The 25,727-nt window shown below is 70.5% G+C and carries 13 protein-coding genes and 1 pseudogene; 2 read left to right on the top strand and 12 right to left on the bottom strand.

Going from position 1 to position 25,727, the window contains the following annotated elements:
* Window positions 1-127 precede the first annotated feature (127 nt).
* Together moeA and moaA are read right to left on the bottom strand one after the other, a co-directional pair.
* Complete coding sequence (gene moeA, locus ABD927_RS07460; RefSeq protein WP_345247880.1) at window positions 128-2,113, bottom strand: molybdopterin molybdotransferase MoeA; 1,986 nt, start codon at window positions 2,111-2,113, stop codon at window positions 128-130.
* The gene (moaA, locus tag ABD927_RS07465; protein WP_345247882.1) at window positions 2,106-3,209 is read right to left on the bottom strand and encodes a GTP 3',8-cyclase MoaA; all 1,104 of its coding nucleotides are present in this window, start codon (window positions 3,207-3,209) and stop codon (window positions 2,106-2,108) included. The genes moeA and moaA overlap by 8 nt, the downstream gene beginning before the upstream one ends.
* A 325-nt stretch (window positions 3,210-3,534) precedes the next feature.
* On the opposite strand from moaA, the gene ABD927_RS07470 reads away from it, so the two are divergent.
* Window positions 3,535-5,031, top strand: coding sequence for a hypothetical protein (locus tag ABD927_RS07470; RefSeq protein ID WP_345247884.1), 1,497 nt, complete (start codon window positions 3,535-3,537; stop codon window positions 5,029-5,031).
* Window positions 5,032-5,069: 38 nt separating this feature from the next.
* On the opposite strand, the gene ABD927_RS07475 is transcribed toward ABD927_RS07470, so the two are convergent.
* From ABD927_RS07475 to bcsD, 7 genes are all read right to left on the bottom strand, one after another.
* Entirely contained in the window at window positions 5,070-10,016 is a 4,947-nt protein-coding gene (locus ABD927_RS07475) for a cellulose synthase subunit BcsC-related outer membrane protein (RefSeq protein ID WP_345247885.1), read from the bottom strand.
* Window positions 9,992-11,218, bottom strand: coding sequence for a cellulose synthase complex periplasmic endoglucanase BcsZ (gene bcsZ, locus ABD927_RS07480; protein WP_345247887.1), 1,227 nt, complete (start codon window positions 11,216-11,218; stop codon window positions 9,992-9,994). The genes ABD927_RS07475 and bcsZ overlap by 25 nt, the downstream gene beginning before the upstream one ends.
* A 138-nt stretch (window positions 11,219-11,356) precedes the next feature.
* Entirely contained in the window at window positions 11,357-13,702 is a 2,346-nt protein-coding gene (bcsB, locus tag ABD927_RS07485; protein WP_345247889.1) for a cellulose biosynthesis cyclic di-GMP-binding regulatory protein BcsB, read from the bottom strand.
* Complete coding sequence (bcsA, locus tag ABD927_RS07490) at window positions 13,702-15,921, bottom strand: UDP-forming cellulose synthase catalytic subunit (protein ID WP_345247891.1); 2,220 nt, start codon at window positions 15,919-15,921, stop codon at window positions 13,702-13,704. Before bcsA ends, bcsB begins: the two co-directional genes overlap by 1 nt.
* Complete coding sequence (gene bcsQ, locus ABD927_RS07495; protein WP_345247893.1) at window positions 15,921-16,697, bottom strand: cellulose biosynthesis protein BcsQ; 777 nt, start codon at window positions 16,695-16,697, stop codon at window positions 15,921-15,923. Before bcsQ ends, bcsA begins: the two co-directional genes overlap by 1 nt.
* Window positions 16,694-17,422, bottom strand: coding sequence for a cellulose biosynthesis protein BcsP (gene bcsP, locus ABD927_RS07500; protein ID WP_345247895.1), 729 nt, complete (start codon window positions 17,420-17,422; stop codon window positions 16,694-16,696). Before bcsP ends, bcsQ begins: the two co-directional genes overlap by 4 nt.
* Before the next feature lie 34 nt (window positions 17,423-17,456).
* Complete coding sequence (gene bcsD, locus ABD927_RS07505; protein WP_345247897.1) at window positions 17,457-17,912, bottom strand: cellulose biosynthesis protein BcsD; 456 nt, start codon at window positions 17,910-17,912, stop codon at window positions 17,457-17,459.
* 240 nt (window positions 17,913-18,152) lie between these two features.
* Here bcsD and ABD927_RS07510 point away from each other — a divergent pair, with 240 nt between their 5' ends.
* The gene (locus ABD927_RS07510; RefSeq protein WP_345247899.1) at window positions 18,153-19,424 is read left to right on the top strand and encodes a putative bifunctional diguanylate cyclase/phosphodiesterase; all 1,272 of its coding nucleotides are present in this window, start codon (window positions 18,153-18,155) and stop codon (window positions 19,422-19,424) included.
* Here the strand turns inward: ABD927_RS07510 and ABD927_RS07515 are convergent.
* The 3 genes and pseudogenes from ABD927_RS07515 to ABD927_RS07525 all read right to left on the bottom strand — a co-directional run.
* Window positions 19,421-20,434 carry a diguanylate cyclase domain-containing protein gene (locus tag ABD927_RS07515; protein WP_345247917.1) on the bottom strand — a complete coding sequence of 338 codons (1,014 nt, stop codon included), beginning with the start codon at window positions 20,432-20,434 and terminating at the stop codon, window positions 19,421-19,423. The two genes, ABD927_RS07510 and ABD927_RS07515, sit on opposite strands and share 4 nt — an antisense overlap.
* A gap of 2 nt (window positions 20,435-20,436) precedes the next feature.
* Window positions 20,437-23,934, bottom strand: coding sequence for a response regulator (locus tag ABD927_RS07520; protein WP_345247901.1), 3,498 nt, complete (start codon window positions 23,932-23,934; stop codon window positions 20,437-20,439).
* Window positions 23,935-24,080: 146 nt separating this feature from the next.
* Window positions 24,081-25,727 (bottom strand): annotated as a pseudogene (locus tag ABD927_RS07525) (hypothetical protein); the annotation flags it as partial.

Below are 25,727 nucleotides of genomic sequence, written 5' to 3' on the forward strand. Positions count from 1 at the left end.
TATCATTCGCATTATTTATTTTATCTTTATTATTAAACAGGACGATAGCTTTGGTCGAAGCGGACATGGAAACGCCATGCCATCCGGGGGCGCGAAGGAAGAGGAAGAAAGGCCGGCAGCCAGCCGGTCAGCGCAGGCTATCGAGCAGGAGGATCTGCAGCCGTTCGCCTGCCGCCACGTCGCCGTGGCCGGCCGGCAGCCGCAGCAGGCAGTTGGCCTGCGACAGGGAGAACAGCATGGCCGAGCCCTGGCCGGCGACGGGCGTGGCCTCGAGCATCCCGTCGGCGCCCGGCGCGGCGACCGCGCGCAGGTATTCCTCGCGTCCGGGCTTGCGGCGCAGGGTGCGGGTGCAGCGGGCCGCGATGAAGGCGGGCGGGGCATCGGCCGCGCCGGCCAGCTTGAGCAGCGCCGGACGCACCATGACCTGGAACGACACCAGCGCCGCCACCGGATTGCCCGGCAGGCCGAACAGGTAGGCGCCGGCGCGGTCCGGGCCGGCCGGGTACAGGCGGCCGAAGGCCAGCGGGCGGCCGGGCTTCATTTCCACCTTCCAGAAGTCGATCCGACCACGGCGCGCCAGCACGTCGCGGACGAAATCGGCGTCGCCCACCGACACGCCGCCGCTGGTCAGCACGGCGTCGGCGCGGCCGGCGGCCTCGACCAGGGCCGCTTCCAGTGCGTCCGGCACGTCGCGCAGCACGCCCATGTCGATGGTGTCGGCGCCCAGGTCTTGCAGCGCGGCCAGCAGCGCCGGGCGGTTGCTGTCGTGGATGGCGCCGGGCCGCGGCGGGTCGCCGGGCAGCAGCAGTTCGTCGCCGGTGGAGAAGACCGCCACCCGCAGCCGCCGGCGCACGGTCAGCGCGGGCGCGCCCAACGATGCGGACACGCCGATGTCGGCCGGCGACAGGCGCCTGCCGGCGCGCAGCGCCACCTGGCCCGCCCGCAGGTCTTCGCCCCGCAGGCGGCGGTTCTGGCCGGCCCGCACGTCGGCCGGGACGACGATGCGGTCGCCGTCGCGGCGCACGGTTTCCTGCGCCGCCACGGTGTCGCAGCCGTCGGGCATGACGGCGCCGGTCATGATGCGCACGGCCTGGCCCGGGCCCACCGGGCCGGCGTAGGGGTGGCCGGCCAGCGCGGTGCCGATCACGGTGGCTTCGGCGTCGCGGCCTGGCGCCAGGTCTGCGCCGCGCAGCGCGTAGCCGTCCATCGCGGCGTTGTCCTGGGCAGGAACGTCGATCGGGGAAACCAGGTCGGCGGCCAGGATGCGGCCCAGGGCCGCGGCGGCGGGCACCCGCTCCACCTCGTCCACGGGAACGATGCCGGACAGCAGGGCGGCGCGGGCCTCGTCCACGGTCAGCGCCGTGTTTTGCCGGCGCGGCGAAGGGGCGGAGCCGTCCTGCCGCGGCCCGCAGGCCCGCGCAGGCCCACGCTCGGCCAGCGTTGCCAGTTCGCGCAGCTCTGCGGCGGTATTGGCATTGTCGAAGGCATGTCCGGCGTCGCCGAAATCGACCTCTACCGTACGCAGCGTGTCCTGCCAGGCCCGCACCCGGCGTCCGCCGGCCGCCAGGAAGGCGCGCAGCGAGGGCGCCACCGCGGCCGACATCAGCGCGAACACCGGATGCCGCCCCTGGCTGCAACGGGCCACCGCCAACTGCGCGCCGTGCGCCGTCGCGGCAGCCGCCAGCCGCGCCACCAGGTCGGGCGGCAGCAGCGGCGAATCGCAGGGCACGCAGGCCAGCCAGGGCGTGCGGGCGGCCGCCAGGCCGGCGGCGATGCCGGCCAGCGGACCGTCGTAGCGGGGCGCGGCAACGGCGGCCGCTGGCAGGCCGCCATGCTCGGGCAAGGCGTCGGCCACCACCTCCAGGCGGCGGTGGCCCGGCGCGTCGGCCAGCGCCTGCATGCCCACGCGGCGGTATTCGCCGTGATTGCGGTTGGCGCTGATCAGCAGCGGGCCGACCTGGGGCGCCAGCCTTTCGACCGCGTGGGCGGCCAGCGGCCGCCCCAGGAAAAGCTGCAGGCCTTTGTCGGCGCCCCCCATGCGCCGGCCCATGCCGCCGGCCAGGACCAGGCCGGTGATGTCGGCGGCGGCGATCGGCGGGCCGGGCTCAGCCACCGATGTAGCTCATCTCGATCTTCGGGCCGCGCGCCGTTTCGGCGCTGCGGCGCTCCGAGTAGTTGTCGCCGCGCTGCTGCCAGACATGGGCGATGGCGCTGGCGATTTCGGCGTCATCGCGGCCGCCGCGCAGCAGGGCGCGCAGGTCGTAGCCCTGCTGCGCGAACAGGCACAGGTACAGCTTGCCCTCGGTGGACAGGCGGGCGCGGCTGCAGTCGCCGCAGAAGGCCTGGGTGACGCTGGAGATGGCGCCGATCTCGCCGCCGCCGTCGGCATAGCGCCAGCGGCGCGCGACTTCCCCGCGGTACAGCGGCGCGGCGGGCGCCAGCGGCCAGGCGGCGCCGATGCGGGCCAGCACCTCGGCCGAGGGCAGCACCTCGTCCATCTTCCAGCCGTTGGAGGCGCCGACGTCCATGTACTCGATGAAGCGCAGGATGTGGCCCGAGCCGCGGAAGTGGCGCGCCATCGGCAGGATCTGGTGGTCGTTGGTGCCTTTCTTGACCACCATGTTGACCTTGACCGGCCCCAGGCCGGCCGCCGCGGCCGCGTCGATGCCGCGCAGCACGTCGCCCACCGGGAAGTCGGCGTCGTTCATCCGCTTGAACAGCGCTTCGTCGAGCGCGTCGAGGCTGACCGTCACGCGCCGCAGCCCGGCCGCGGCCAGGCCGCGCGCCTTGCGCGCCAGCAGCGAACCGTTGGTGGTGAGGGTGAGGTCGACCGGTCGCCCTTCGGGGGTACGCAGCTCGGCCAGGCTGGCGATCAGCGTCTCGATGTTCTTGCGCAACAGCGGCTCGCCGCCGGTCAGCCGGATCTTCTCGGCGCCGTGCGCCACGAACAGGCGCGCCAGGCGGACGATTTCCTCGAACGACAGCAGGTCGGCATGGGGCAGGTAGGGGTAGTCCTTGCCGAACACTTCCTTGGGCATGCAGTACACGCAGCGGAAGTTGCAGCGGTCGGTGACCGAGATGCGCAGGTCGCGCAACGGCCGCGCGCGCGCGTCGAGCAGGCTGCCGGTGGCCGCGATCGGCCGTGCCGGGACGGCCGGCACGGGGCGCAGCTTGCGGTAGTCGACGAGCGGTATGACGGAGTCGGTCACGGCGTTTTCCGGTGAAAGGCGGCCCGTGGCGCGCCCAGGACGTAATACTAGCGGACATGGCCGCCGCGCGGCGCGGGGGCGGGCGGCGAGTGGGGTCTTCCTTCCGCGGCATGTCGCGTGTAGGAATCGCGCCGCCCTTCATTGGACCCGGACGGCTACAATCCGGTTTCAACGCTGCAACGAGGCCGGCGCGGGCTGGCCGGCGCGAATCTCCCTCTAGAGGATTTCGAACGTGAAATTGGGACACAGGCTGCTTTACCTTGTGTGTGCGGTCGCCCTGGCGGGGTGCGGGGGCGGGGATTCCGGCGATGACGGGGGCGGCGGCGTGCCGACGGTGCAGCAATACCCGGCCGGCATCTACGCCGGCAAGGCCGGGCCGCTGGGCCAACAGCGCGATTTCATCGCCGTCATCGACGGCGGCGTCGACGGGACCGGCGGCAGCTTCTATTTCGCCCGCCGCGCCAGCAGCAGCCGCGGCTACGACGGCCTGTACGGCGACCTGAGCGTCAATCTGGCCACGCTGAGCGCCCGCAGCGCCACGTATTACTCCACCGTGGACGGCAAGTTCGTCGCCAACGGCATCACCATTTCCGGAACGGTGACTGGCGCCTCGTCGGGCGGCAGCGCCACCGCCCGCATCAGCGGCAACTACAGCGACCCGGTCGGCACGGCGGCCTCGACCGGCTCGCTGGTGCCGTTCACGCTGGAATTCCGGTCCGACCTGTACGAAAAGCCGGCCACCCTGGACCGCATCGCGGGCAGCTACAGCGGCGGCGGCGCGTTCGGCGGCGCCTGGAACCTGACGGTCGACAGCGCCGGCCGGGCGAGCGGCAACAACGGCGGCTGCGCGCTGTCGGGCACGATCAAGCCGCAGGCTTCCGGGCACGACGTCTACACCACCGTCCTGACGCTGACGGGCACCTCGTGCGCGCGGCCCGGCTCCACCCAGGTCGGCTGGGCCGTGCTGGACTACACCGGCGATACCAAGACGGGCATCTGGATCTTCACCACCGATTCGGATTCGAAGCAGTTGAACACCTTCATCCTGAACGGCGTGGTGGGCGAAGACGACGAGGTGCCTGATCCGGATACGCCGCAACAGGCGGAAGGCTACTGGACCTCTTCCGGCCTCAACGGCGTCGTCGCGCCCAACGGCTCCTATTTCTTCTATCGCCGCAACGGCAGCGGCTACGACGTGCTCAGCGGGCAGCTCACCAAGGTCGACGGCAGCAATGGCCGGGTGACCGACGATGCCGCCACCTTCTACAGCGCGGCGGGCACGTCGGCGTCGACGTCGCTGAGCGGCACCATCACCTCGGCGGGCGAGTTCACGGGCAACTTCGCCGATCCGGGGGCGAGCAACGCCGTCACGTCGTTTTCGATGACGCGCGACAGCATCTACCAGGCCAGCCCCGCGACCACCGCCGCGGTGGCCGGCAGCGTGTACGAAAGCGCGCCGCTGAGCACGCCCACCATGACCGTCAACGTGGCGGCCGACGGGGTGCTGAGCGGTACTCGCGATGCCTGCACCATCGTCGATTCCGCGACCAACGGCGGACCGGTCAGCAAGATCGGTCCCTATCCGGGCATCACCACCCAGAACCTTTACCAGGTCAGGCTGATCTTCACCGGCGCGTCCTGCGCCGGCAGCGAGGACGGCATCGCGGTCGCCGAATACGATGCGGGCGGCACCACGGCCACGGGCCTGCGGTTTTTCACGCTGGGAACGCTGACCAGCAGTTCCCAGCGCTTCGGTCGGGTCGTCATGCTCGGCCGGACCGGCGCCGTGCCGCCCCCGGCGGAAGAAGGCGGGGGCAACTGACCGCCGGGCCGGCGGCCTGATGCGCCCGATCGTTCCGGTCAGTAGGGGTAGGTCGACCGGAACGGATTGACCGGCATCGCCATCTGGCCGGTGTAGGGCTGCAGCGCGTAGCGCAGGTAGACGCCGCCCACCAGCTGGCGGTAGTCGCTGGCGTTGTCCATCGCCAGCTGGCCGCCGATGAACAGCTGCGGCGCGGCCTGGTATTCCAGCGCGGCGGCCAGGTTGTAGCCGAGGCCCGTCTTGTCCTGGCCCGGGTACACCGCCCGGGCGTTGGTGGTCAGCCCGAAATTGGCGGCATCGGTGGCCGCCTGCTGCGCGGCGCTCTGCATGCTGCTGCTGGTGGGGAAGTACGGCGCCGAATCCTCGCGGAAACTCTGCACCCCCAGCGACCCCTTCACCTGGTAGCTGAGCCTGCCGCTGCGCTGCGTCCACGACAGCGGCACGCTGACCGCGAAGAACTGCTGCGGGCTGAAGTAGCCGCCGTGGCCATAGGTGAAGTAGCGCAGGTTCTTGTCGTACGAAATGCCGGTGAAGTTGACCCCCGCCGTCATTTCCGAGTCGAGCGTGCGCAGCAGCCGCCAGTACAGGCCGCCGCCGCCTTCGATGCGGGTGTTCGACTCGACGTTGGTGCCGGTCAGCGCGTGGAACGAGCCGTAGCCGTAGATGCCGTACTGGCCGTTGTCCCAGCCGACTTCCAGGCGGCCGCCGGTGGCCGACACGCCGCCCCATTCCTGCCCGGTGCGGGCGTCGCGCGCGCCGGCGAACGACAGCAGGCTGTCGGTGACCGGGCGGCGCGACAAGTCGGCCGTGTACGAGAAGGTATCGCTCAGGTCGCCGCGGAATTTGACGCCGCCGTTGACGTCGGTATAGCGGAAGCCGAGCGGCGACGTGCCCAGGTCGGCCTGCAGGTTGCTGGTCTCATAGGCCACGCCCAGGCCCACGCCGGTCTGGTCCTGCGAGCCGGCGCCGCCGGTCGAGCCGGCGGCCTGCGCCAGCGCCGCCACCGGGCCGCCGCCGAAGCGGCTGCTGGTGTTGTAGTTGCTGTCGGGCGTGCCGGCGTCCAGCGACACCGGGGTGACCCGCAACGCGATCTTGCCGTCCCCGGCCGGGAAACGATATTCCACCGGCGCCTGCAGGTCGGTCAGCTCGCTGAGGCCCGCTTCGCCCTGGCGGTTGCGCGCCGTGCCGCCGACGCTCAGCACCGGCGCCCGCTGTTGCTGCACTTCGATCAATTCGTCGCGCACGGTACGCGGGCCGGTGGCCTGCGTTTCCCATGGCGGCGGCACGGCGGCGGCCGTCTGCTGCGCGCCGTAGGCCGGCGCGGGCTGCGCGTAGGCCTGCTGGGGATATGAAGGCTGGGAGTACGAGGGCTGCGGGTAGGCCGGCTGCGCATAGGCTGCCGGCGGATATTGCGCCGGCGGATAGGCGGGCGGGGAATAGGCCGTCTGCGGATAGGCTGCCTGCGGATAGGCCGTCTGCGGGTAGCCTGCCTGTGGGTAGCCTGCCTGCGGGTAGGCCGGCGCGCCATAGGGCTGCGGATAGGGATACGGCTGCTGCGCGTAGGTCTGCGGCGGCACGGGCTGCACCGGCGCGGGGATGTAGCTGTTGCCCGGAACCGATGCGTTGGGTGGCGCGTAGGCGCCTACTCCGGCCGTGGGCGCGGCGTTGGCCTGTTGCGCCGGACCGTTCCGCGTCGAGGCATTCTGGGCGTTGCGCGCGGCGCTGCCGCTGCGGCTTGCCTGCGAACTGGCGGTGGAGCGGGCCGCCGGCTGGCCGCGGCCTGCTGCCGTCGAGGCGCTACGGCCGGCCGCAGCGCCAGTGCCCGAGGCCGCCTGCGCGCCGGGACGCTGCGCCGACGCCTGGGGCTGCTGCGGCGCGGGCTGTTGCGCGGCCTGTTGCGCGGCGTAGGGATCCTGGTAGTAGGCCGACGGCGGCGGGTAGCCGCCATAGGGCTGCTGCTGCGGATCGTAGCCCTGCGCCGGATAGCCGGGCGCCGTGCCTTGCGGCTGGGGAGCGCCGGGCGGGTAGCCTTGCTGAACGCCGTAGCCTTGCGCGGGCGGATAGCCTGCCTGCGCGGACGCGCCCGGCGCGGTGGGATAGCCGGCTGGCGGCGGATATCCGCCCTGGCCGGCTGCATACCCGCCCGGCGCCGCCTGCGGCGCGGCGTACGGCGTATAGCCTTGCTGCGTGGCCGCCGCCTGGGCGTAATCGGGCGCCGGCGGCGGGAACATCGCGGCGCCGGCGGGCGGCGGAATGTAGGCCTGGGCGACCTGCACCGGCTCGGCCTGCGCCGCCACCGGCAGGTAATAGCTGCGCAGCTGCGCGGCGCTCATCGTGGCCGGTGCGGCCACCGGGTAGGCCTGGGCCGGGGGCGTGCCATAAACCATGGGCTGCTGTTGCGGTTGCAAGGTGGAGAAGGAACGTTGGCCCGGTCGGCCGACGAATGGATTGGCCGACGGCGCCCGCGCGCCGGGCGCCTGCGGCGCCATGGCCGCGCCCGGCGGCGGCACGCCGCGCTGCGCGTTCTCGAGCGCGACGGCGGCGCCGAGGTATTGCTCGGCCTTGGCGGTCTTGCCCTGCGCCCGGTACAGGCGGCCGGCCGCCGCCAGCACCTGCGAATCGCGCGGCGCGCGCGCCAGCGCGGTATTGATGGCCGATTCGGCGTAGTCGTACTGCTTGCCCGACGTCGCCACCGAGGCGGCGGCCAGCAGCGTCTCGACGTTGTTCGGGTCCTGCTGCAGCAGGCGGTTGTACAGCGACAGCGCCTGCGAATAATCGCCCGCCGCGCCGTACATCCGCGCCAGCGCGCCCACCACGGCCGGTTCGTTCGGCCGCTCCGCCAGCAGCGGCGCCAGCACGTCGTAGGCCGCCACCAGGTCGCCCGACTCGCGCAGCGCATCGGCCTGGCGCACGATATAGGCCTGGCGCAGGTCGTTGAAGCTCTGCCGTTCGGACGGGCTCATCGCCATCGATTGCATCTGCCGCAGCACGCCGGCCAGCTCCACGTCCTGCCGGGTCTTGAGCAGGATGGCGGCGTACTGCAGCCGGATGCCGACGTCGGGCTGGGTGCTGCGCGTCATCAGCTGGCGGATCATCGCCAGCGCCCGGTTGGTGTCGCCGGCGTCGGTGTAGGCCATCGCCACCGCGCCCAGCAGTTCCGGGTCCTGCCCGGCATAGCCCTGGGCCTGGGTCAGCATGGCGATCGCTTCCTGCGTGCGACCGTCCTTGGCCAGGCTGGAGGCCAGGTCGGACTGCGCATGCACCCAGGCGCGGCGCTGCAGCGTGGCCATGTCGCGCGTGCGGTTCTGCGGCGGGATCCGGTTCAGCGTATCGAGCGCGCCGCGCCAGTCCTTCATCTCGGCAGCCAGCAGCGCGCTGGCGTACAGCGCCTCGGGCATGTTGGGGTTCGACACCAGCAGGCCGTCCATCACGCCGCGCGCGTCGTTGTAGGCGCCGACCTTCATGTACAGGCGGGCCAGGTCGAGCCGGATCCAGGGGCTGGTGGGATCGTTCAGCAGCGCCTCTTCCAGGTGCACGCGGGCTCCGGCGTCGTCGCCGCGCTGCGCCGCCGCCTTGGCCATGCCCACCGCCTGCGCGGCGCGCAGCCGGCCAAGCTCGCCGATCTGTTCCTGCTGCTGCGGGGTGAGGCGGTCGATCAGCGCCAGCGCCTGGTCGGGCTTGTTGTTCTGCGACATGACGCCGACCAGCCCGCGGATCGCGTCGGGGTTGTCGGCCTGCTTGTCGAGCACGCGCCGGTAGGTGGCCTCGGCGGCGTCGAGCTGGCCGGTGGCGACCAGCACGTCGCCCAGCGCGTTCTGCGCGGTGGGTTCGTCGGGATCGATCTTGACGGCCTGTTCCAGCGCCTGGCGGGCGGCGTCGAGATTGCCGCCGGAGCGGTAGCCTTCGGCCTGCCGTACCAGCGTCCAGTAGGTGGCGCTGTTGAGCGCGGTGCGCCAGCGCGAGGCCGCGCCCTGGCGCGACGCGCGTTCCAGCAGGTCTTTGGCCTCGGCGAAGTTTTCCTGCCGCAGGCGCAGCACGCCCAGGCCGCCGAGCGCGTCGCCGTCGTTCGGGCGGGCGGCCAGCACCGCCTGGAAGTCGGCGGCGGCCGCGTCGAGGTCGCCGTTGTCGAGCGCCTTGAAGCCGGCGGCGGTGCGCTGGCGCAGCGGGTCGCTGGAGGCTTCGATCGCGCGCCGGCTTTCCTGCGCCTGGCGGCCGATCTCGTCGAGCCGCGTGCGGATGCCGGTATCGTCGGGATGCAGCTTCAGGTAGGCCTGGTACAGCGGGGCGTCCGACGGCCGGGTGCCGATCCAGGCCAGCGCCTTGCGCCAGCTGTCGGTGGCCGCCTTGCCGACGTCGGCGCGCGAGGCCAGCCGCGCCAGCTGCTCGATGCCCTCGCGCCGGGTCGATTCGCGGTAGGTCAGGTGCTGGGCCAGCGCCAGCGCGATCTGCGGATCGTTGGGCGATTCCTTGGCCAGCTTTTCGAGCCCGGCGCGCGCTTCTTCCCAGCCTTGCGGCGTGCCGCCCAGGGTCTGGTAGTACTCGAGCGCGACCGGCCCGGTGGGCGCCTTGCCGCCCAGCGCCGACTGGTAGGTCTCGACCGCCTCGGCCGTGCGGCCGCTGCGCGCCAGCTGCCGCGCCTGGGCCAGCAGGCCGGCGTTGCTGCCCAGGTTGATGCTTTGCTCCAGGCGCGCCACGTAGGGGCTGTTGGGGCTGCTGCGCTTGAGCTGGGCAAGATAGGAGCGGGCGTTGTCGGGCCGGCCTTCGTCGATTTCGATCAGGCCCAGGCCGTACAGGGCCTCGGGCTGGTTGGGCTTGAGGCTGAGAAGCTTCTGCCAGGCCTCGGCGGCGCGCGTGCCGTCGCCGCGCGATTGCCAGTACTGGCCCTGCTCGATCAGGACCTTGACGGGGTCGCTCTGGGCCAGAGCGGTATTCTGGATCAGGGCGGCCAGTAGTCCGAGGACTAGCGTGTTGTGGCGCGCGGACATGCCTTCTCCCACCGTGATTGGAGCCTGCCCGAGGGCAGGAAGCGATAGCGTTGTTCGGCCCATCCGGAACCGAACAGGCCCAGGACGTAGTCGTAATAGGGAGGCTGGGCCGGCCCTGCGGGGGCGATCAACTGGGTTTGTACTCGCTGACGCTGCTGTTCGTACAGCCGGGTCTGCCCGCTGCGCTGGAAGTAGGGCAGCAGGGCGGCCGAAAAGCCGACCGGGCCGACGCCGCTGACGGCGCCGCTGAGGACCTGCACCTTCTCGGGCGGCAGGCCGGTGGGCGCGGTGGCGCCGACCATGCCGGACAACGTTTTGAGCAGCGGCCCGGCCAGCGGGTCGGAAGGCGGCATCATGCCGGCCCACATATAGACCCGGATGGCGTCGTAGCTGCCGAGGTCGCCTTTTTCGGGGTCGGCCACGAACGCGCCGGTCGCGCCGTCGGGCGATTTGTACGCCACCCAGTCGGCCGCGTACCCCTGCGGCGAAACCTGCGCGATCATGCGCGCGGTATTGGCGGCGATGGCCTGCCATGGGCCTTGCGGGTCTTCCTGGGCCAGGCGCCTGAGCAGCGGGATCGGCGCGTAGCTGGGGTTGAGCCGCCACAGCATGTCGGGATGCGCGAAGCCGGTCGGGCCGGGCAGCAGCATCTTGCCCAGCCCCGGCAGGTCGGCCACTTCGTCGAGCGCGATGCGGGCCATCAGCGTGCGCGCGTTCTGCGCGTACTCCGGGCGCCGCCACAGCCGCGCGGCCTCGAGCAGCGCATAGGCCATCCACAGGTCGGCGTCGGAGGCGGCGTTCGGGTCCAGCACGCCCCAGCTGCCGTCGGGCCGGCGGCCCCATTGCCACGCCGGCAGCCGGCTGGCGACGTCGCCGCCGGCCAGATTGGCCACGCTCCATTGCCACAGCCGCCCGAAGGTGGCGGGGTCGTTGGCCACCAGCGCGAACAGCATGCCGTAGGACTGGCCTTCGGACGTGGTTTGCAGCTGCGCCACGCTGAAGTCGACCACCCGGCCGTCGGCCTGGACGAAGCGTTGCAGGAAGGTCTGGTACAGCGGCCAGTCCTCGGCGGGGCAGGCGGCGGCGCCGGCGGCGTTCGCCGCGCCCAGGCCGAGCGCCAGCGGCAGCGCGCCGCACAGCTTGAGCAGCCGGCGACGAACGGCAAGGGCGGGAAGGCGTGGGTGGAGTCCTGCTCGGCTCATGAAGGCTGCCCATGGCGCTGCGCGCCACCCCGGCGCATGAATTCGCACCGTTCTCTCCAGGATGCGGCGGACCCGGCTCCGCCGGTCCGCTCGCATCGCCCCTTGAGGGGCGCGCCAGCGCGTAGGGGTGGGTTTCATCTATTGGTTCAATCGCTTCCTGGCGCGCGCCCGCAGCGTCAGGTACAGGATCACCGCCAGCAGCACCGCGCTGACCACGCTGAACAGCATCAGCAGCAGCGGCCTGCTGGACAGGAACCATTGCAGGTACAGGATCGGGTTCAGGTGCCCGACATAGTAGGTCTGCTCCGACAACAGGCTGTCGACCTGCTTGCCGCGCACGATGGCCACGCTGCCCTGGATGCGCTTGAGCAGGTCGGTATCGAGCAGGGCGTTGACGGCGTCGAACAGGCCGGCGGGCCGGTTGCTGGAGATTAGCACCACGCTGCGGCCGTTCGACAGCGGCGACTCGAAACCGGCGATCACCGCGTCGGTGCTGTCGCTGTTGAACGCCACTTCGGCGCGCCGCGGCTCGGCGTTGTCGCGCTGGTCGGAATCCCACCAGGGGAACAGCCGGTAGACCAGGTCGGACAGCCGGAAATGCTTGGCCGTGCCGTCGAGCGAGATCGGGATGTACTGCGCCCACTGCGACAGCAGCGGCTGGTTGTTGCCGGAGGCGATGACCAGCAGGTCCTTGTTGGCCAGCCCTTGCGCCTGCCGGGCCTGGGCGACGGTGACGCCGGTGGCCGGGTAGCCGGTGGAATAGCCCATGGTGCCCATCAGCGTCAGGTAGGCCGAATAGTCGGCCGAGCCGGGCGAATCGGGCAGCACGACCGCAGTTTCCGACAGGTCGGCCATGCGCGTGAACGGGAAGCCCGCCGTGCCGAAGGCCGCCAGGTCGGGCATCGCCAGGTAGTGCGGGAAGCTGGAAATGTCGATGGTCGAATCGGGTTCGACCGCGCCTTTGACATTGTCGAGCACGACGTCCTTGCAGGCGCCCTGCTTGATCATGTCGTAGTAGTAGTGGAACTGCAGCTGGGTCTGCGACGGCAGCATGAACAGCGGGATGCGGAATTCCGTTTCCGCCGGCACGGTGCCGTCGGGCAGGATCTTCGACAGCAGGCGGTCCACCTGGCTGCCGGCCCCATGCTCCACCGCGAACAGCGGCACCGCGCGCAGGAACTGCTGGTTCACGTTGATGTTCAGCGTGGACTTGTCGGGGTTCGGGCGCGGCGTGTAGCGGTATTTCAGGTCGACCGGGATGCCCTTGCTGCGCCAGCTGAACAGGTCGGGCGGCAGGCGCAGGTTGACGCGGATCAGGTCGGGCGAATAGCCCGACACGTTGAGCGTGCTGGCCTCGGCCAGTTCGCCGAACTTGACCGGCCGGTCGCTGGGCAGCCAGTTCGGCGCATCGTAGGGCCGGCGCGGCTTGAGCGCGGCGAACTGGGTGATGGTGGCGGTCTGGCCCGACAGCGCCGTGGCCCCCACGGCCAGCGCGTTGGCGGCGGTCTTCAGTTCCGCGGCGTCGCGGCCCAGCACCAGCAGCAGCTTGCCGCGCGGGTCGTTCGGGTTGGGCACGATCGAAACCGTGGGGCCTTGCACGGCAGGCCACGGCACGCCGGCGATGCGGTCGTTGGCCAGGCCCAGCACCACGGCGTTGCCGGTGGCCGGCACCTGGTTCAGGCTGGTGGGGAATTCGGCGCCGCGGTAATCGGCCAGCGCGCCGAACCACGAGGCCAGCGTGCCGGCGGCCTCCAGCGTGGCGCCGTCGGGCGAGTTGCCGAACACGAAGGGCAGCGTCAGCCGGCGCACGTCGCGGCGGTCGAAGAACGGCGCGGGCAGCAGCGCCAGGTCGTTGGCCAGCGCGATCGGCGTGACGGTCAGCTCCAGCACGCTGTTGTTGCTTACGTTGGCCCACAGGCTGCTGTGCGCGGGGTCTTCGCATTCCAGCGTGTAGTGGCCGATCAGCCGCAGGTTCAGGCGGTTGAACTCCGTGATCAGGCGCGGCGGGATGTCGATCTCGCGCGTCTGGCTGGTGCCGGCCTGTTCCTTGGGCACCGGAATCGTGGCCGCCACTTCCTCGTTGACCATCACGTTGATGTGCGACAACTCGCTGATCAGCGACGGCGAGTAGGCGTAGAAGAGCTTGAGCCTGGCGCCGGTGACGATTTCGTCGCTGCGGATGCTGAACGGCACGCCGGCCGTGCCTTCGATGCCGCGCAGCTGCAGCGGGTAGAGCGCGCCCAGCTGCTTGAGCGTGAGCTGGTAGGTGCGCGAGCCGCCCGGCAGCGTCGCGGTGCCGGTATCGCCGACGGACTGCGCGGCGACGGGTTCGGCCGGCGCTGCCGCCGCGGGCGCGCGCGACCGGTTCTGCGCGGCGGCGGGGCCGCCCAGCACGCTGGCCAGGGCCAGCATGCCGGCGGTCAGCGTGGGCAGGGCGCGGCGGCGCACGGCCGCGGCGGTGCGCGAAGAAGGCCTCGGACTCATCAATCCCCCGTATCGAGCTTCGCCGAAGGCGCCACCCGGCGCGCTTTGCTGCGAGGCGTGAAAGTCATGTGGTACAAGTGGCTGAACAGCAGCCGAAAGCCATGCACGCCGATGACGATGACGCCGCGCAGCGCCGCCAGCGGCGTGTCCGGGGTCGAATGGCCCCACACCTTGGCCCAGTTGTCGGCGCGCGCGAAGGTGAGCTGCGCGAGTTCGATCTGCTGCTGGGTGTTCAGCGCCTCGAAGCGCAGGCCCAGGCGCTCGCCGTGGCGGAACGCCACCGTGGCGGGGAACACGCCTTCTTCTTCATTGCGGAAGATCGATACCTGCACGGCTTCGCCTATCGGCAGCTCGAGTTCGGCCGGCACCTTGATGCCGACGCCGGTCTGCGAGAAATCCTGCGTTTCGACCGCCAGCGTCTTGCCGTCGGCGAACCGCAGCGTGGCGCGCAGCGCCGCCGTCACGCGGGGGGCGTGGCGGATCTGCTTGGTTTCGCTGGCCACCGCGATGCTGGCGCTGGTGATGACGATGTTGTAGACGGTCCAGAACAGGTTGATCAGCACCGTGATCGCCTCGGCGTTGCCGAAGGCCAGCCGCCCGATCCCCAGCGCGAGCCCGCCCAGGTTGAGCAGCATCAGCACGATATAGGGGCGGGCGATGGTCCAGTCGAAATAGCTCTGGCCGATCAGGCCGCCCTTGCTGGTGACGTTGAACTTGCCCAGCCGGGGATTGATGAACGCCACCAGCACCGGCCGCAGGATGTACCAGGCCAGCACCGATTCGTACACCTCGTTCCAGAACGAATGCCGGTAGCGGCCCTGCATGCGCGAATTGGTGATGCTGGCGTGCAGGATGTGCGGCATCGCGAAGGCCGCGATCAGCAGCGCGGTGGACTGGAACACGTGCGCGCCGAACAGCAGGTAGGCCAGCGGCGCGGTCAGGAAGATCAGCCGCGGCGCGCCGTAGAAGAAGTGCAGCATCGCGTTCAGGTAGCACAGCCGCTGGCCGAACTTCAGCCCAGGCCCCAGCAGCGGATTGTCGACCCGGCAGATCTGCGCCATGCCGCGCGCCCAGCGGATGCGCTGGCCGATGTGGCCCGACAGGCTTTCGGTGGCCAGGCCGGCGGCCTGCGGGATGGCCAGGTAGGCGGTGTTGTAGCCGCGGCGGTTGAGCTTGAGCGCGGTGTGCGCGTCTTCGGTGACGGTTTCGACCGCGATGCCGCCGACCTCGTCCAGCGGGCCGCGGCGGATCACCGCGCACGAGCCGCAGAAGAAGGTGGCGTTCCAGAGGTCGTTGCCGTCCTGCACCAGGCCGTAGAACAGCTCGCCTTCGTTGGGCACCGTGCGGAAGGTGTCGAGGTTCTTCTCGAACGGGTCGGGCGAGAAGAAGAAGTGCGGCGTCTGCAGCATCGCCAGCTTGGGATCGCGCAGGAACCAGCCCATGCAGATCTGCAGGAAGGAGCGGGTGGGGATGTGGTCGCAGTCGAAGATGGCGACGTATTCGCCGTCGGTATTCTTCAGCGCGGCGTTGATGTTGCCGGCCTTGGCGTGGCGGTTGTTGTCGCGCGTGATGTAGCCGACGCCGACCTCCTGGCAGAACTCGCGGAATTCGGCGCGGCGGCCGTCGTCCAGCACGTAGACCTTGAATTTGTCGAGCGGCCAGTCCAGCCCGAGGGCGGTGAACACCGTCTGCTTGACCACGTCGAGCGGTTCGTTGTAGGTCGGGATGAAGATGTCGATGGTCGGCCAGGTGGACGGGTCGGCCGGCATCGGCACCGGCTTGCGCTGCAGCGGCCAGGCGGTCTGGAAATAGCCCAGCAGCAGGATGACGAGCGCGTAGAGTTCGGCGATCACCAGCCCGGTGCCGAAGAAGGTGTCGATCCAGGTCTCGAAGCCGAGCGTGGAGGTGAGGCGCCAGTACATGTAGCGGCACGATGCCGTTACCGACAGCACGATCATCGCCAGCACCGCCAGCCGGCCGGGCGTGCGGCTGAGGATCAGCGCCAGGATGAAGCAGACGGTGGCGAAGATGAGCTGCTGGTACAGGTCGAACGGCACCGTGACCACCAGCGCGAACAGCATGGCGGCCACGGCCAGCGAGACCCATTTCACGGCCGGGTGCTGCCAGAACGGCTCGGCCAGCAGCCGTTCGCCGATCGCCCCGATGCGGGTGCCCAGGCGTGAGGCCTGGATGTTGGTATTGGTATCGTCGGGCTGCATCAGCGGACCTCGTTGCCGGCCTGTTGCAGCCGCGTGCTCACCCAGCGCGCGCAGTCGACGAAATCCAGCGTCGCCTGGCTGTGGGCGGCGTAGTCGAGCACGCTCTTGTCGAAGGCCAGCGCCTCGCTCACGGCCGGGTCGAGATGGATCAGGCCGACCACCCGGTCGCCGAAGTTGGCGCGCATGACGTGGGTCACGTCCTTGGCCAGCTGGCGCGAACTGTCGACCTGGTTGATGACGTAGGCGTGGTCGATGAAATCGGCGCGCGGCGTGCAGTAGGTCTGGATCAGGCCTTCCATCAGCGGCAGCGTGGCGTACGAGGCGGCGTCGGGCAGCGAGACGATCAGCACCAGGTGGGCGGCCGACAGCGCCTGCTTCATGTAGATGGACGGCCCGGGCGGCGTGTCGAGCATCACGATGGCGTCGTCGCCCAGCCCGAGCGTGGCCAGGTGCGAGCCCAGCCAGCCCGGCTGTGCCTCCAACTGGTCTTCGAAGGCGTGGCGATCGTCTTCGTTGACCGAGCCGTAGGGCAGCACGTACACGCCCGAGGCGCTGCGGAAGCAGGTCTCGCGCCAGTCGGTGCCGCCCAGCGAGGCGCGCGCCGTGCCGCTGATGTTCTGCGGATCGAGCCCGAAATGGAAGCGCAGCGCGTTCTGGGGGTCGAGGTCGACCGTCAATACCGTATGGCCGCCGTAGCCGAGCGCGGTGCTCAGGTTCGCGGTGACCGTGGTCTTGCCGACTCCGCCTTTGGCCGAGACAACAGCAACTATTTTCACAGTCGGCGCAGACGCTGCAGGAGCGTGGCGTTCGGGTCGGACGACGGGGCCGGTTCCGGGCGCGGCGGCTGCGCCAGCCGCGCGAAAATGCTTTGCAGATCCTGCGGCGCGGACGCGGTGGACGCCGCGGCGGGCGCGGACGGAACGGGCGGTGCGGGTGCTGCGGGCGATTCGGCGGCAGGAGTGGAAGAAGCCATGAAATTGAAGCTCAGGGGCGAGCCGGGCCCGGGCTCGCGGCCGGCGGGCTGTACGCCGCCGCGTGGCCGGGGCGGAATGAATTCCGCCTTCGGTGCCGGCTTGGCCGCCGCAGGCGTGGCGGCCGCCGGCGCGGGAGTGGATGCCAGCGCCGCCGGCGCCGGTGGCGAGGCCGCGGCAGGCGCGGCTTGCCTGGCCTGGGGCGGCTGCTGAGGGAACGGCGTTTGCTGCGGGATGAAGGGCGCTTGCGGGGCGGCCGCCGGCGCCAGTTGCGGCTCGACCCGGCCTGGCCCGGGTGGCCTGAGTGCGTTCAGGAACGGTTGCGCGGCCGGAGCCCCGGAGGCGGCCGGCTGGCCGGCGCCGGGACGCACCGGCGGAATCGGGGCGGCGCGGGTGGCCTCGACCGACGACAGCAGCGGCCAGCGCTCGCGCGACAGTTTGGCTTCGTTGGCGCGGCCGATTTCCTGGTATTGGTCGACCTGGCCGCCAAACTGTTTGAATAAATTCGCGATGTCGTCGGAATCGTCCATGCTCGATCTTCTTCTGGATCGGACCGCAACCGGGTCAGCGGCTCAGCCGGAATTCTACGCAGCCGACCTCGTCGAGCTCAGAAACCTGCGCGAGGCCGAGGTCGTTGCCCGATCCGAGCGACTGGAACCAGCGCTGATACACGCCTTCGAGAAAGGCGACGACCCATTTTCCCGCATTTTGCCCGAAAGCGGAGCGAAGGGGCGCGCAATTGTGCCGGATGCGCAAATAACCGCCGGGTTCGTCGACCGCCACCCAGCCCCAGTCCATGTTCATCCAGATCCGGCTCATGGCCAGCTGGACGTCGTCCAGCGTCTTGCATTCGGGCAGCGGTTCGCGATCGGCGAAACGCGTGCCGATCCGCCGCATCAGGGCGCGCAGATCGTTTTCGGGCAATTGGGCCGCGAATTCATCGGCCAGTGCCGCCAGGAATCCCTTCCACTGAGGTGAGCACTGTCTGTCGGCAAGGTATTCGAGAATCGTCGAGTCCACCAGGGTTTCCTATAGGGTGCACGAGCGGCACGCAAATTAGCGTACCAGAAACACTTGCTAACATTGTAACGTTTGGCATTGTTCACGTTTTGCCGCAAAGGCAGACGCGATTTTCCGGCCCATTCGCCATACTTCTAGGATCGACGCTGCTGTGCGATCATCTGCAAGGTAACTATATCGTGCCCATACCGCGCCTTGATAAGCAGTTCCCGATGAAATCGTACCTTTATGCCTCGTTCGATGCTTAGCTCTCCGGGCATGTCGAGTTTCGCGCAGCAACTCGGGGCCATCACCGAGCGGCGCGTGCTATTGCGGGAACTGTCCGAACTGATTTCGACGCGGCGCCGGGCGGCGGTACTGGTGATGAATATCCCCGGCCACAGCGGCACCCCCAACCGCGACGAACTGGTCCGCCGGATCCGGCCGTTCATCCGCCTCGACGACATGATGGGGCTGATGGACGACGGCAGCCTGGTGGTCCTGCTGCGCAACATCGGCGAAAAGGCGAACGCGATCGGCGCCGCCCAGCGCCTGTTCCAGCGTTGCGAACTGTTGCAAATCATCGGCCGCAGCGACTGCGAGGGTTTCGTGTCGTTCGGCATCGTGATGCTGCCCAGCGATATCGAAGACGCCGGCGCGGTGCTGTCGCGCGCCCGCAAGGCCGCCCGCTACGCCAGCCGCACCCGCGCGCGCTGGGTGTGCTGGAGCGACGGCCCCGAAGACCTCGACAGCGCGCTGCTGTCGCGCGAAGACACGCTGGCCACCGAGGTCATCCAGGGCCTGGAGCGCGGCGAGTTCGAGTTGTTCTACCAGCCCCAGCTCGAAATGCGCGACGGCCGGCTGCGCGGGCTGGAGGCATTGATCCGCTGGCGCCGCGGCGACGCGCTGGTGCTGCCGGCCACCTTCATTCCCTCTGTCGAAAGCGCCGGGCTGAGCGCGGCGCTCGGCTCCTGGGTGCTGCGGCGGGCCTGCCGGCAACTGGCCGACTGGCGGCAGGGCGTGGTCTGCCCGCGCATCGCGGTCAACATGAGCGCGGTCCAGCTGCAGGGCGACCTGGTCGACCTGGTCTGGCACATCCTGGCCGAATACCAGGTCCGCCCCGACCAGATCGAGATCGAGCTGACCGAGTCGTCCGAGGTCGTCCATCCGGAAGAGGCCTTCAAGATCACGCGCCAGCTGGCCGAGATGGGCATCGGCTTCAGCCTCGACGATTTCGGCACCGGCTATTCGAGCTTTCTGCGGCTGAAGTCGGCGCCGTTCCACGCGGTCAAGATCGAACGCCAGTTCGTGGCCGGCATGCTGGACGACAACTACGACCGCGAAATGCTGCGCGCCGTGATCGATTTCGGCCGCAAGGTCGGCATCCAGACCATCGCCGAAGGCGTCGAGACGCCGCAGCAGCTGCAGGCGCTGCGGGCCATGGGCTGCGATGCCTGGCAGGGTTTTCTGTGCTCGCCGCCGATGGACGTCGAGTCGGCCACCCGCTTCCTGCAAGCGGCGCGGATCGCCTAGGCGGCGGGCAGGGCCGCCAGGCGGCTGTGGTTCTTGCCGTCGCGCTTGGCCTCGTACATGGCATTGTCGGCCGCCTGTATCAGCGCATCGCGGCTGCGGCCGTGCAAGGGGCACAAGGCCAGGCCGATGCTGGCGCCGATATCGGCCTCGACCGTGGCGCCGTTGACGTCCAGGCGATACGGATCGCGCAGCGCCGCGCCGATCCGCCGGCAATAGGCCAGCCCGGCTTCGGCGTCGCCGACGTCTTCCATCAGCGCCGCGAATTCGTCGCCGCCCAGCCGCGCGATCATGTCGCGGCCGCGCAGCGCGACGCGCAGGCGGCCGGCGATCGCCTGCAGCAGCAGATCGCCCGCATGGTGGCCGCAGCCGTCGTTGACGGCCTTGAAGCCGTCGATGTCGATGTACACCAGCGCGAACGGCGCGCCGCCGCCCACGGCGCGCTCGACGCAGCGGTCCAGCGTTTCGATGAACAGCATCCGGTTCGGCAGGCCGGTCAGCATGTCGTGCGTGGCCTGGTGGCGCATGCGGTCTTCGATGCGGCGGCGTTCGGCGATCTCGGCATTGAGCTGGCGGTTGCGTTGTTCCAGCGAGGCCAGCGCGGCCGCCAGCCGCTGCCGGCCCAGGTACAGCTCTAGGAATACCCCTACCTTGGACAGCAGGATGGCGTCGTTGACGGGCTTGGCGATGTAGTCCACCGCGCCGGCGCGGTAGCCCTTCAGGCGGCTGACGTCGTCGTAGGCCGCGGTGACGAAGATGATGGGGGTGTCGGCGTGCTCGGGCGATTCGCCCAGCAGCGTCGCCACCTCGTAGCCGTCCATGTCCGGCATGTTGACGTCGAGCAGGATCAGCGCGAACTGCTGGTCCAGGCACAGGGCCAGCGCCTCGTTGCCTGACTCGGCCGTGACGACATCGGCATCGACGTGGGCCAGCAGGCGGCGCATCGCGAACAGGTTGGCCGGCGTGTCGTCGACCACCAGTATGCGGGGGCGGGCGGGGGGCGACGGCGGCATGTTCACGGCAAGGCCTCGTGCGCCGTCCGGCCGTTCAGCCACACCCGCATCATCGACAGCAGCTTGGCCACGTCGATGGGTTTGGAGAGATAGTCGCTGGCGCCGGCTTCCAGGCTTTTCTCGCGATCGCCCTGCATCGCCTTGGCGGTCAGGGCGATGACCGGCAACTGGGCGAAACGGGGGTCCTGGCGGATGCGGCGAATGGTTTCGTAGCCGTCCATCACCGGCATCATGACGTCCATCAGCACCAGTTCGACGTCGCCGGCCTGCTCCAGCTGCCGCAGCGCCTTCTGCCCATCCTGCGCCAGGGTCACCTGCATGCCTTTGCCGCGCAGGATTTTCGACAGCGCGAAGACGTTGCGCATGTCGTCGTCGACGATCAGCACTTTGCGGCCGGCCAGGTCGCCGTCGGCGCCGGGCGCGTCGGCCGCCTCGGGCGTCTCGGCCGCGGCCGGGCCGCGCCGGCGGATACTGTGCAGGAACAGGCTGACCTCGTCGAGCAGCCGTTCGGAAGCGTGGCTGCCCTTGATGACGATGCTGTCGGTGTACTGGCGGATGCGCAGGTCTTCGTCGGGCGTGAGCTCGCGGCCCGAGTAGACCACCACCGGTACCTGCGGCTGCCGCCGCGACAGGTGTTCCAGGAAGTCGAAACCCGACATGCCGGGCAGGCCGAGGTCGAGCACGATGCAGTCGTAGCCGGTCTCGCGCATCCGTTCCAGCGCTTCTTCGGCGCTGGCGGCCTCGTCGATCTCGATGTCATCGGCGGCGATCAGGGCCAGCACCGAGGCCCGCGTCGCGGCTTCGTCGTCGACCACCAGCAGCCGGCGTTTGCCGCCCGGCGAGAAGTGCAGCAACCGCTCGATGGCGGCGGCCAGCGCGCCTTCCGCCGCCGGCTTGGTCAGAAAGCCCACCGCGCCCGACTCCAGGCCGCGCGCGCTTTCGTCCAGGACCGATACGAAATGGACCGGGATGTGGCGTGTCGCGGGATCGGCCTTGAGCCGCTGCAGGACGGCCCAGCCATCCATCTGCGGCAGCATCACGTCGAGCAGGATGCCGGTCGGCCGGTACTCGCGGGCCAGCCGCAGCCCGGTTTCGCCGTCGGCTGCGGCCAGGCCTTTGTAGCCCTTGCGGTGGATGAGGTCGAGCAGGGTGTGGGCGAAGGCCGGATCGTCTTCGATGGCGAGGATGGCGATGTCGCCGGCCGCGATGTCGCGGCGATCGTCGGGCGGCATGGCGGCCGGCGCCGGCTGGCCCGACGACGCGCCTGCAGCCGGGCCGTCCTGCGGCAGCAGGATCGCGAACAGGCTGCCGCGGCCCGGCTCGCTGTGCAGCGCGATGTCGCCGTCGTGCAGGCGCGCGAGCTGGCGCGAGATCGTCAGGCCGAGGCCGGTGCCGCCGTATTGACGGCTGGTGCCGGCGTCGACCTGTTCGAAAGCGGCGAAGACCTTGTCGGTCTTGTCGGCGGGGATGCCGATGCCGGTGTCCGCAACCTCGATCGCGACGCTGCGTTCCGGCGGGAAGGCGGGATAGGCGGCACCCGGGCGCCCGATGCGCACGCGCACCGAGCCGTCGCGGGTGAACTTGAAGGCATTGCTGAGCAGGTTGGCCGCGATCTGCTGCAGCTTGATGCCGTCGGCGCGGATGGCGGCGGGCGCGTCGTCGTCGACCGTGACGGCGAACTCGAGCCCGCGGTCGGCCGCCACGTGCCGGAAATTGCGCTCCAGCTGCGCGGCGAACTTGCGCAGGTCGAGCGATTCCAGCGTCAGCTCCAGCTTGCCGGCCTCGATCTTCGACAGGTCGAGGATGTCGTTGATCAGCCGCAGCAGATTGGCGCCGCCGTCGTGGATGATGCGGGCCGACTCCACCTGATCGGGGCTCAGGTTGCCCGCGGCGTTGTCGGCCAGGTCGCGCGACAGGATCAGCAGGCTGTTGAGCGGCGTGCGCAATTCGTGCGACATATTGGCCAGGAATTCCGATTTGTACTGGTTGGCCTGCTCCAGCGCCCGGGCCTTGTCTTCGGTGTCGCGCTGCAAGGCTTCCAGCATCGCCTTCTGCCGGTTCAGCGTTTCGGATTTCAGCCGCAATTCATCGTTGGAGGATTGCAGTTCTTCCTGCTGCGCGCGCAACTCTTCTTCCGAGGCGCGCAGCTCGCTGGCCTGGACCTGCGTCTGTTCGAGCAGGCGGCGCGTGTGCAGCGCGCTGTCGAGGTTTTCCAGCCGCAGCGCGACCGGCTCGGCCAGCGTTTCCAGCAGGCGGCGCCGGCGCGCATCGAGCCGTTCCAGCATGCCGAACTCGAGCACCGCCAGCAGCTTGTTTTCGGTCACCACCGGCACCAGCAGCAACTCGCGCGGGACCGCGCCGCCCAGGCCCGATTCGATCCGCACGTAGTCGGCCGGCAGCCGCCGCAGCGCGATCGTCTTGCGCTCGGCGGCGCATTGCCCGACCAGGCCTTCGCCGATGCGGGCGCGCTGCGGCGCGGCGGAGGCCGGCGCGCCGTAGGCGCCGATCACCCGCAATTCGGCCCGTTCGCCGTCGTACAGATGGAACAGGCCGATGCCGGCGCCGAGCCGCGGCGCGAGGTCCGACAACAGAGCGGCCGCGAATTCGGCGTGGGTCGAGGCCTCGTACAGGCAGGCAGTGACCGCGGCCGCGCTGGTCTTGAGCCAGTCCTGCTCCGACGTTTCGATCGCCATGTCCTTGAAGCGGGCCAATGCCCGCGCGATGGTCCCGACCTCGTCGCGGCGCTCCTGCTCGGGCACGTCGATGGCGTGGTCGCCGCCGGCCAGCCGCGCCATCAGCCCCGCCAGGTGACGCAGCGGGCGGGTGATCAGCACCTGCGAAAGATAAAGCGAGGCGACGCCGAGCAACAGCGCCAGCGCCAGCGAGCCCACCGCCATCTGCCGGCGGACGTCTTCGACTTCCTGCCGTTCCTGCTGCCGGCGCGCCAGGGTGGCCCGGCCGGTGTCGGCGATCGCGTTCATCACGTCGACGATATCGCTGGTCCGCAGGGCCGGCGAGGCGTCTTGCGCCAGCCGCTGGCGTTCGTCGGGGGCGAGTTGAGGCGCGGTGCCGCTCGGCCGCTCGAGGTCGGCCAGAATGGGCGTGGCCACCGTCCGCTTCCAGCGTTCGTTGAATTCTCCGGCCTCGAGTACGCGTTCGCGCTGGATCGGATCGTCCTCCTCGATCTGCTCCAGTTCCTCCAGCGCCTGGTTGAAGGCATGGTCGGCGGCGTCGTATGCGCTGGTGTCGGACCGCCCGGAAGCGGCGAACCGGCCCAGTTCGTACTGCCGCTGGTACAGCGCCCGGATGGCGCGATTGGTCTGCTGGAGCGCACGGTTGATGGCCTGGGTCTCGATCCGGTCCTGGCCTTCCTGGTCGAGCAGGATGAGCGTGCCGACGGTCGACAGCATGAACAGCGCCATCAGCGGGATCATGACGATCAGGACTTTGCCGATCAGCGAGATGTGGCCGAGCCAGGACTTTCCGATGTGCGTGCGCATTGAGCGGCGAATCGTCGTAAGGGGGGAGGGGGGCGTCGCGGGACGCGTCATTCTAGCCGCGCCGCCCGAAGCGGAAGCCGGCGCGTGCGCGAAAAAAAACCGCACGCCGTAACGCGTGCGGTTTTGCGCGACGGGCCGCGAAGGCCTTATTGGCGCAGTTCGGGCCGGGTTTCCACCTGGACCAGCGGCTCGTTGGCGACGGCGGCGCGGGGCCGCGGCTCGCGTCCCGGGCGCGCCGCCTGCGAGGCGGCTGCCTTGATCAGCGACTGCACCAACGCGTGCTTGGCGCTGTCGGTTTCCACCCATTGCATGCCGGCCCGTTCGACGACCTGGATCAGGTCGTCCTTGTCGAGGCCGGACGGCGCGGAGCTTGCGCCCGGGGCCCCGGCGGCCGCCGGGGCGGCTGTTGCGGGCACCGGGAAGCCGGAGATCGCCGGCGCGGCGGCGGGTGCCGGGCTCGCAGGCGTGGCGGCGGCTTCGCCGGCCGGCGCGGCTGCGGGCCGGGCGGCGCCGACCGGAGCCGGTTCGGCAGCGGGCGCCGTGGCGTCCGGTTCGGAAACCGGGGACACGGGCGGTTCGGCCGCGGCAGGTACCGTATCGGCGGGCCCGGCAGCGGCGCCGGGGGCCACTGCCGCGTGTGCCGGCGTTTGAGCCGGCGGCAGTTGCACCGGAGACGCTTGCACCGAAGGCGCTTGCTCCGGCGATCCTTGGGCCGGCGATGCTTGGGTCGGCGATGCTTGGGTCGGCGATGCTTGGGTCGGCGATGCTTGGGTCGGCGCGGCGGGCATTGCGGCCACCGGCTGGAGCTCGGCCGCGGCTGCTTCGGCGGACGCGGGCGCCGCCGCCGGCGTGCGGATCGGCTCGGCTACGGTCGGCAGTGGCGCGGCGACCGGCTGCGCCGCCACCGGGGCCACGATGGGCTCGGAGACGACGGCCAGCGGCGCGGCGGGCTGGCCGCCTTGTGCTTCAGTCTCTGCCGAGGCGGCCGTTCCGGCTGGCGGGGCGACGGGGGCGACAGGGGTGGCGGACGCGGCAGGGGTGGCGGCAGCCGGCGCAAATGCCGGTGCCGGGCTGGGAAGCGTGTCGGCTGCCGGGCCGGCCGGCTCGCCGGCATCGGCCGACGCCGGAGCGGCGGCGCGAGACTCGTCGCCGTCGTCGGCATCGTCCTCCAGCGGGCTGCCGTCTTCCTGCAGGGCGGCTCCGGCCTCGGTGCCGCGGCGGCCGCGGCGGCCGCGGCGGCGGCGGCGCTTGCGTTCCGGTTCGCCGTCGGCCCCTTCTTCGCCCGGCGCGACTTCCACGCCGGGGGCCTCGGCTGCCACGGCGCTCTGGCCCATCTCGCGCGGCGCTTCCACGGCGGCGGCCAGCGGCCGGGCGGTTTCGGCCGTACCTTCCTCCATCTCGGAAGCGATGGCGGCCGCCGCTACGGTGCCGGCTGCCGCGGCGGCCAGCGTGCCGTCATCGGCCGGGGCGTCGTCGCGCCGGTTGCCGCGGCGGCCGCGGCGGTTGCGGTTGCCGCGCGCATCGGCGGCATCGGCCTCGTCTTCCTGCGGGATGGTGCGCAATTCTTCCGGCGCGCGCGATTCACGCAATTCCTGGCGGCTGCCGCGCTCGTCGCGGCGGCCTTCACGGCCTTCGCGGCCTTCACGGCGGGCGCGCGGCTCGCGGCGGGTTTCCGATTCCTCGCGCGCGGACGCGGCATCGTCGCGCCCTTCGGCGCGGCCACGGTTGCCGCCGCCGGCGCGCCGGCGATTGCGCTGCGCGTCGCGGTCGGGCCGGGCGGCGGCCGGCGCCGG

This window comes from Pigmentiphaga soli (assembly GCF_039541095.1).
GTDB lineage: Bacteria > Pseudomonadota > Gammaproteobacteria > Burkholderiales > Burkholderiaceae_B > Pigmentiphaga > Pigmentiphaga soli.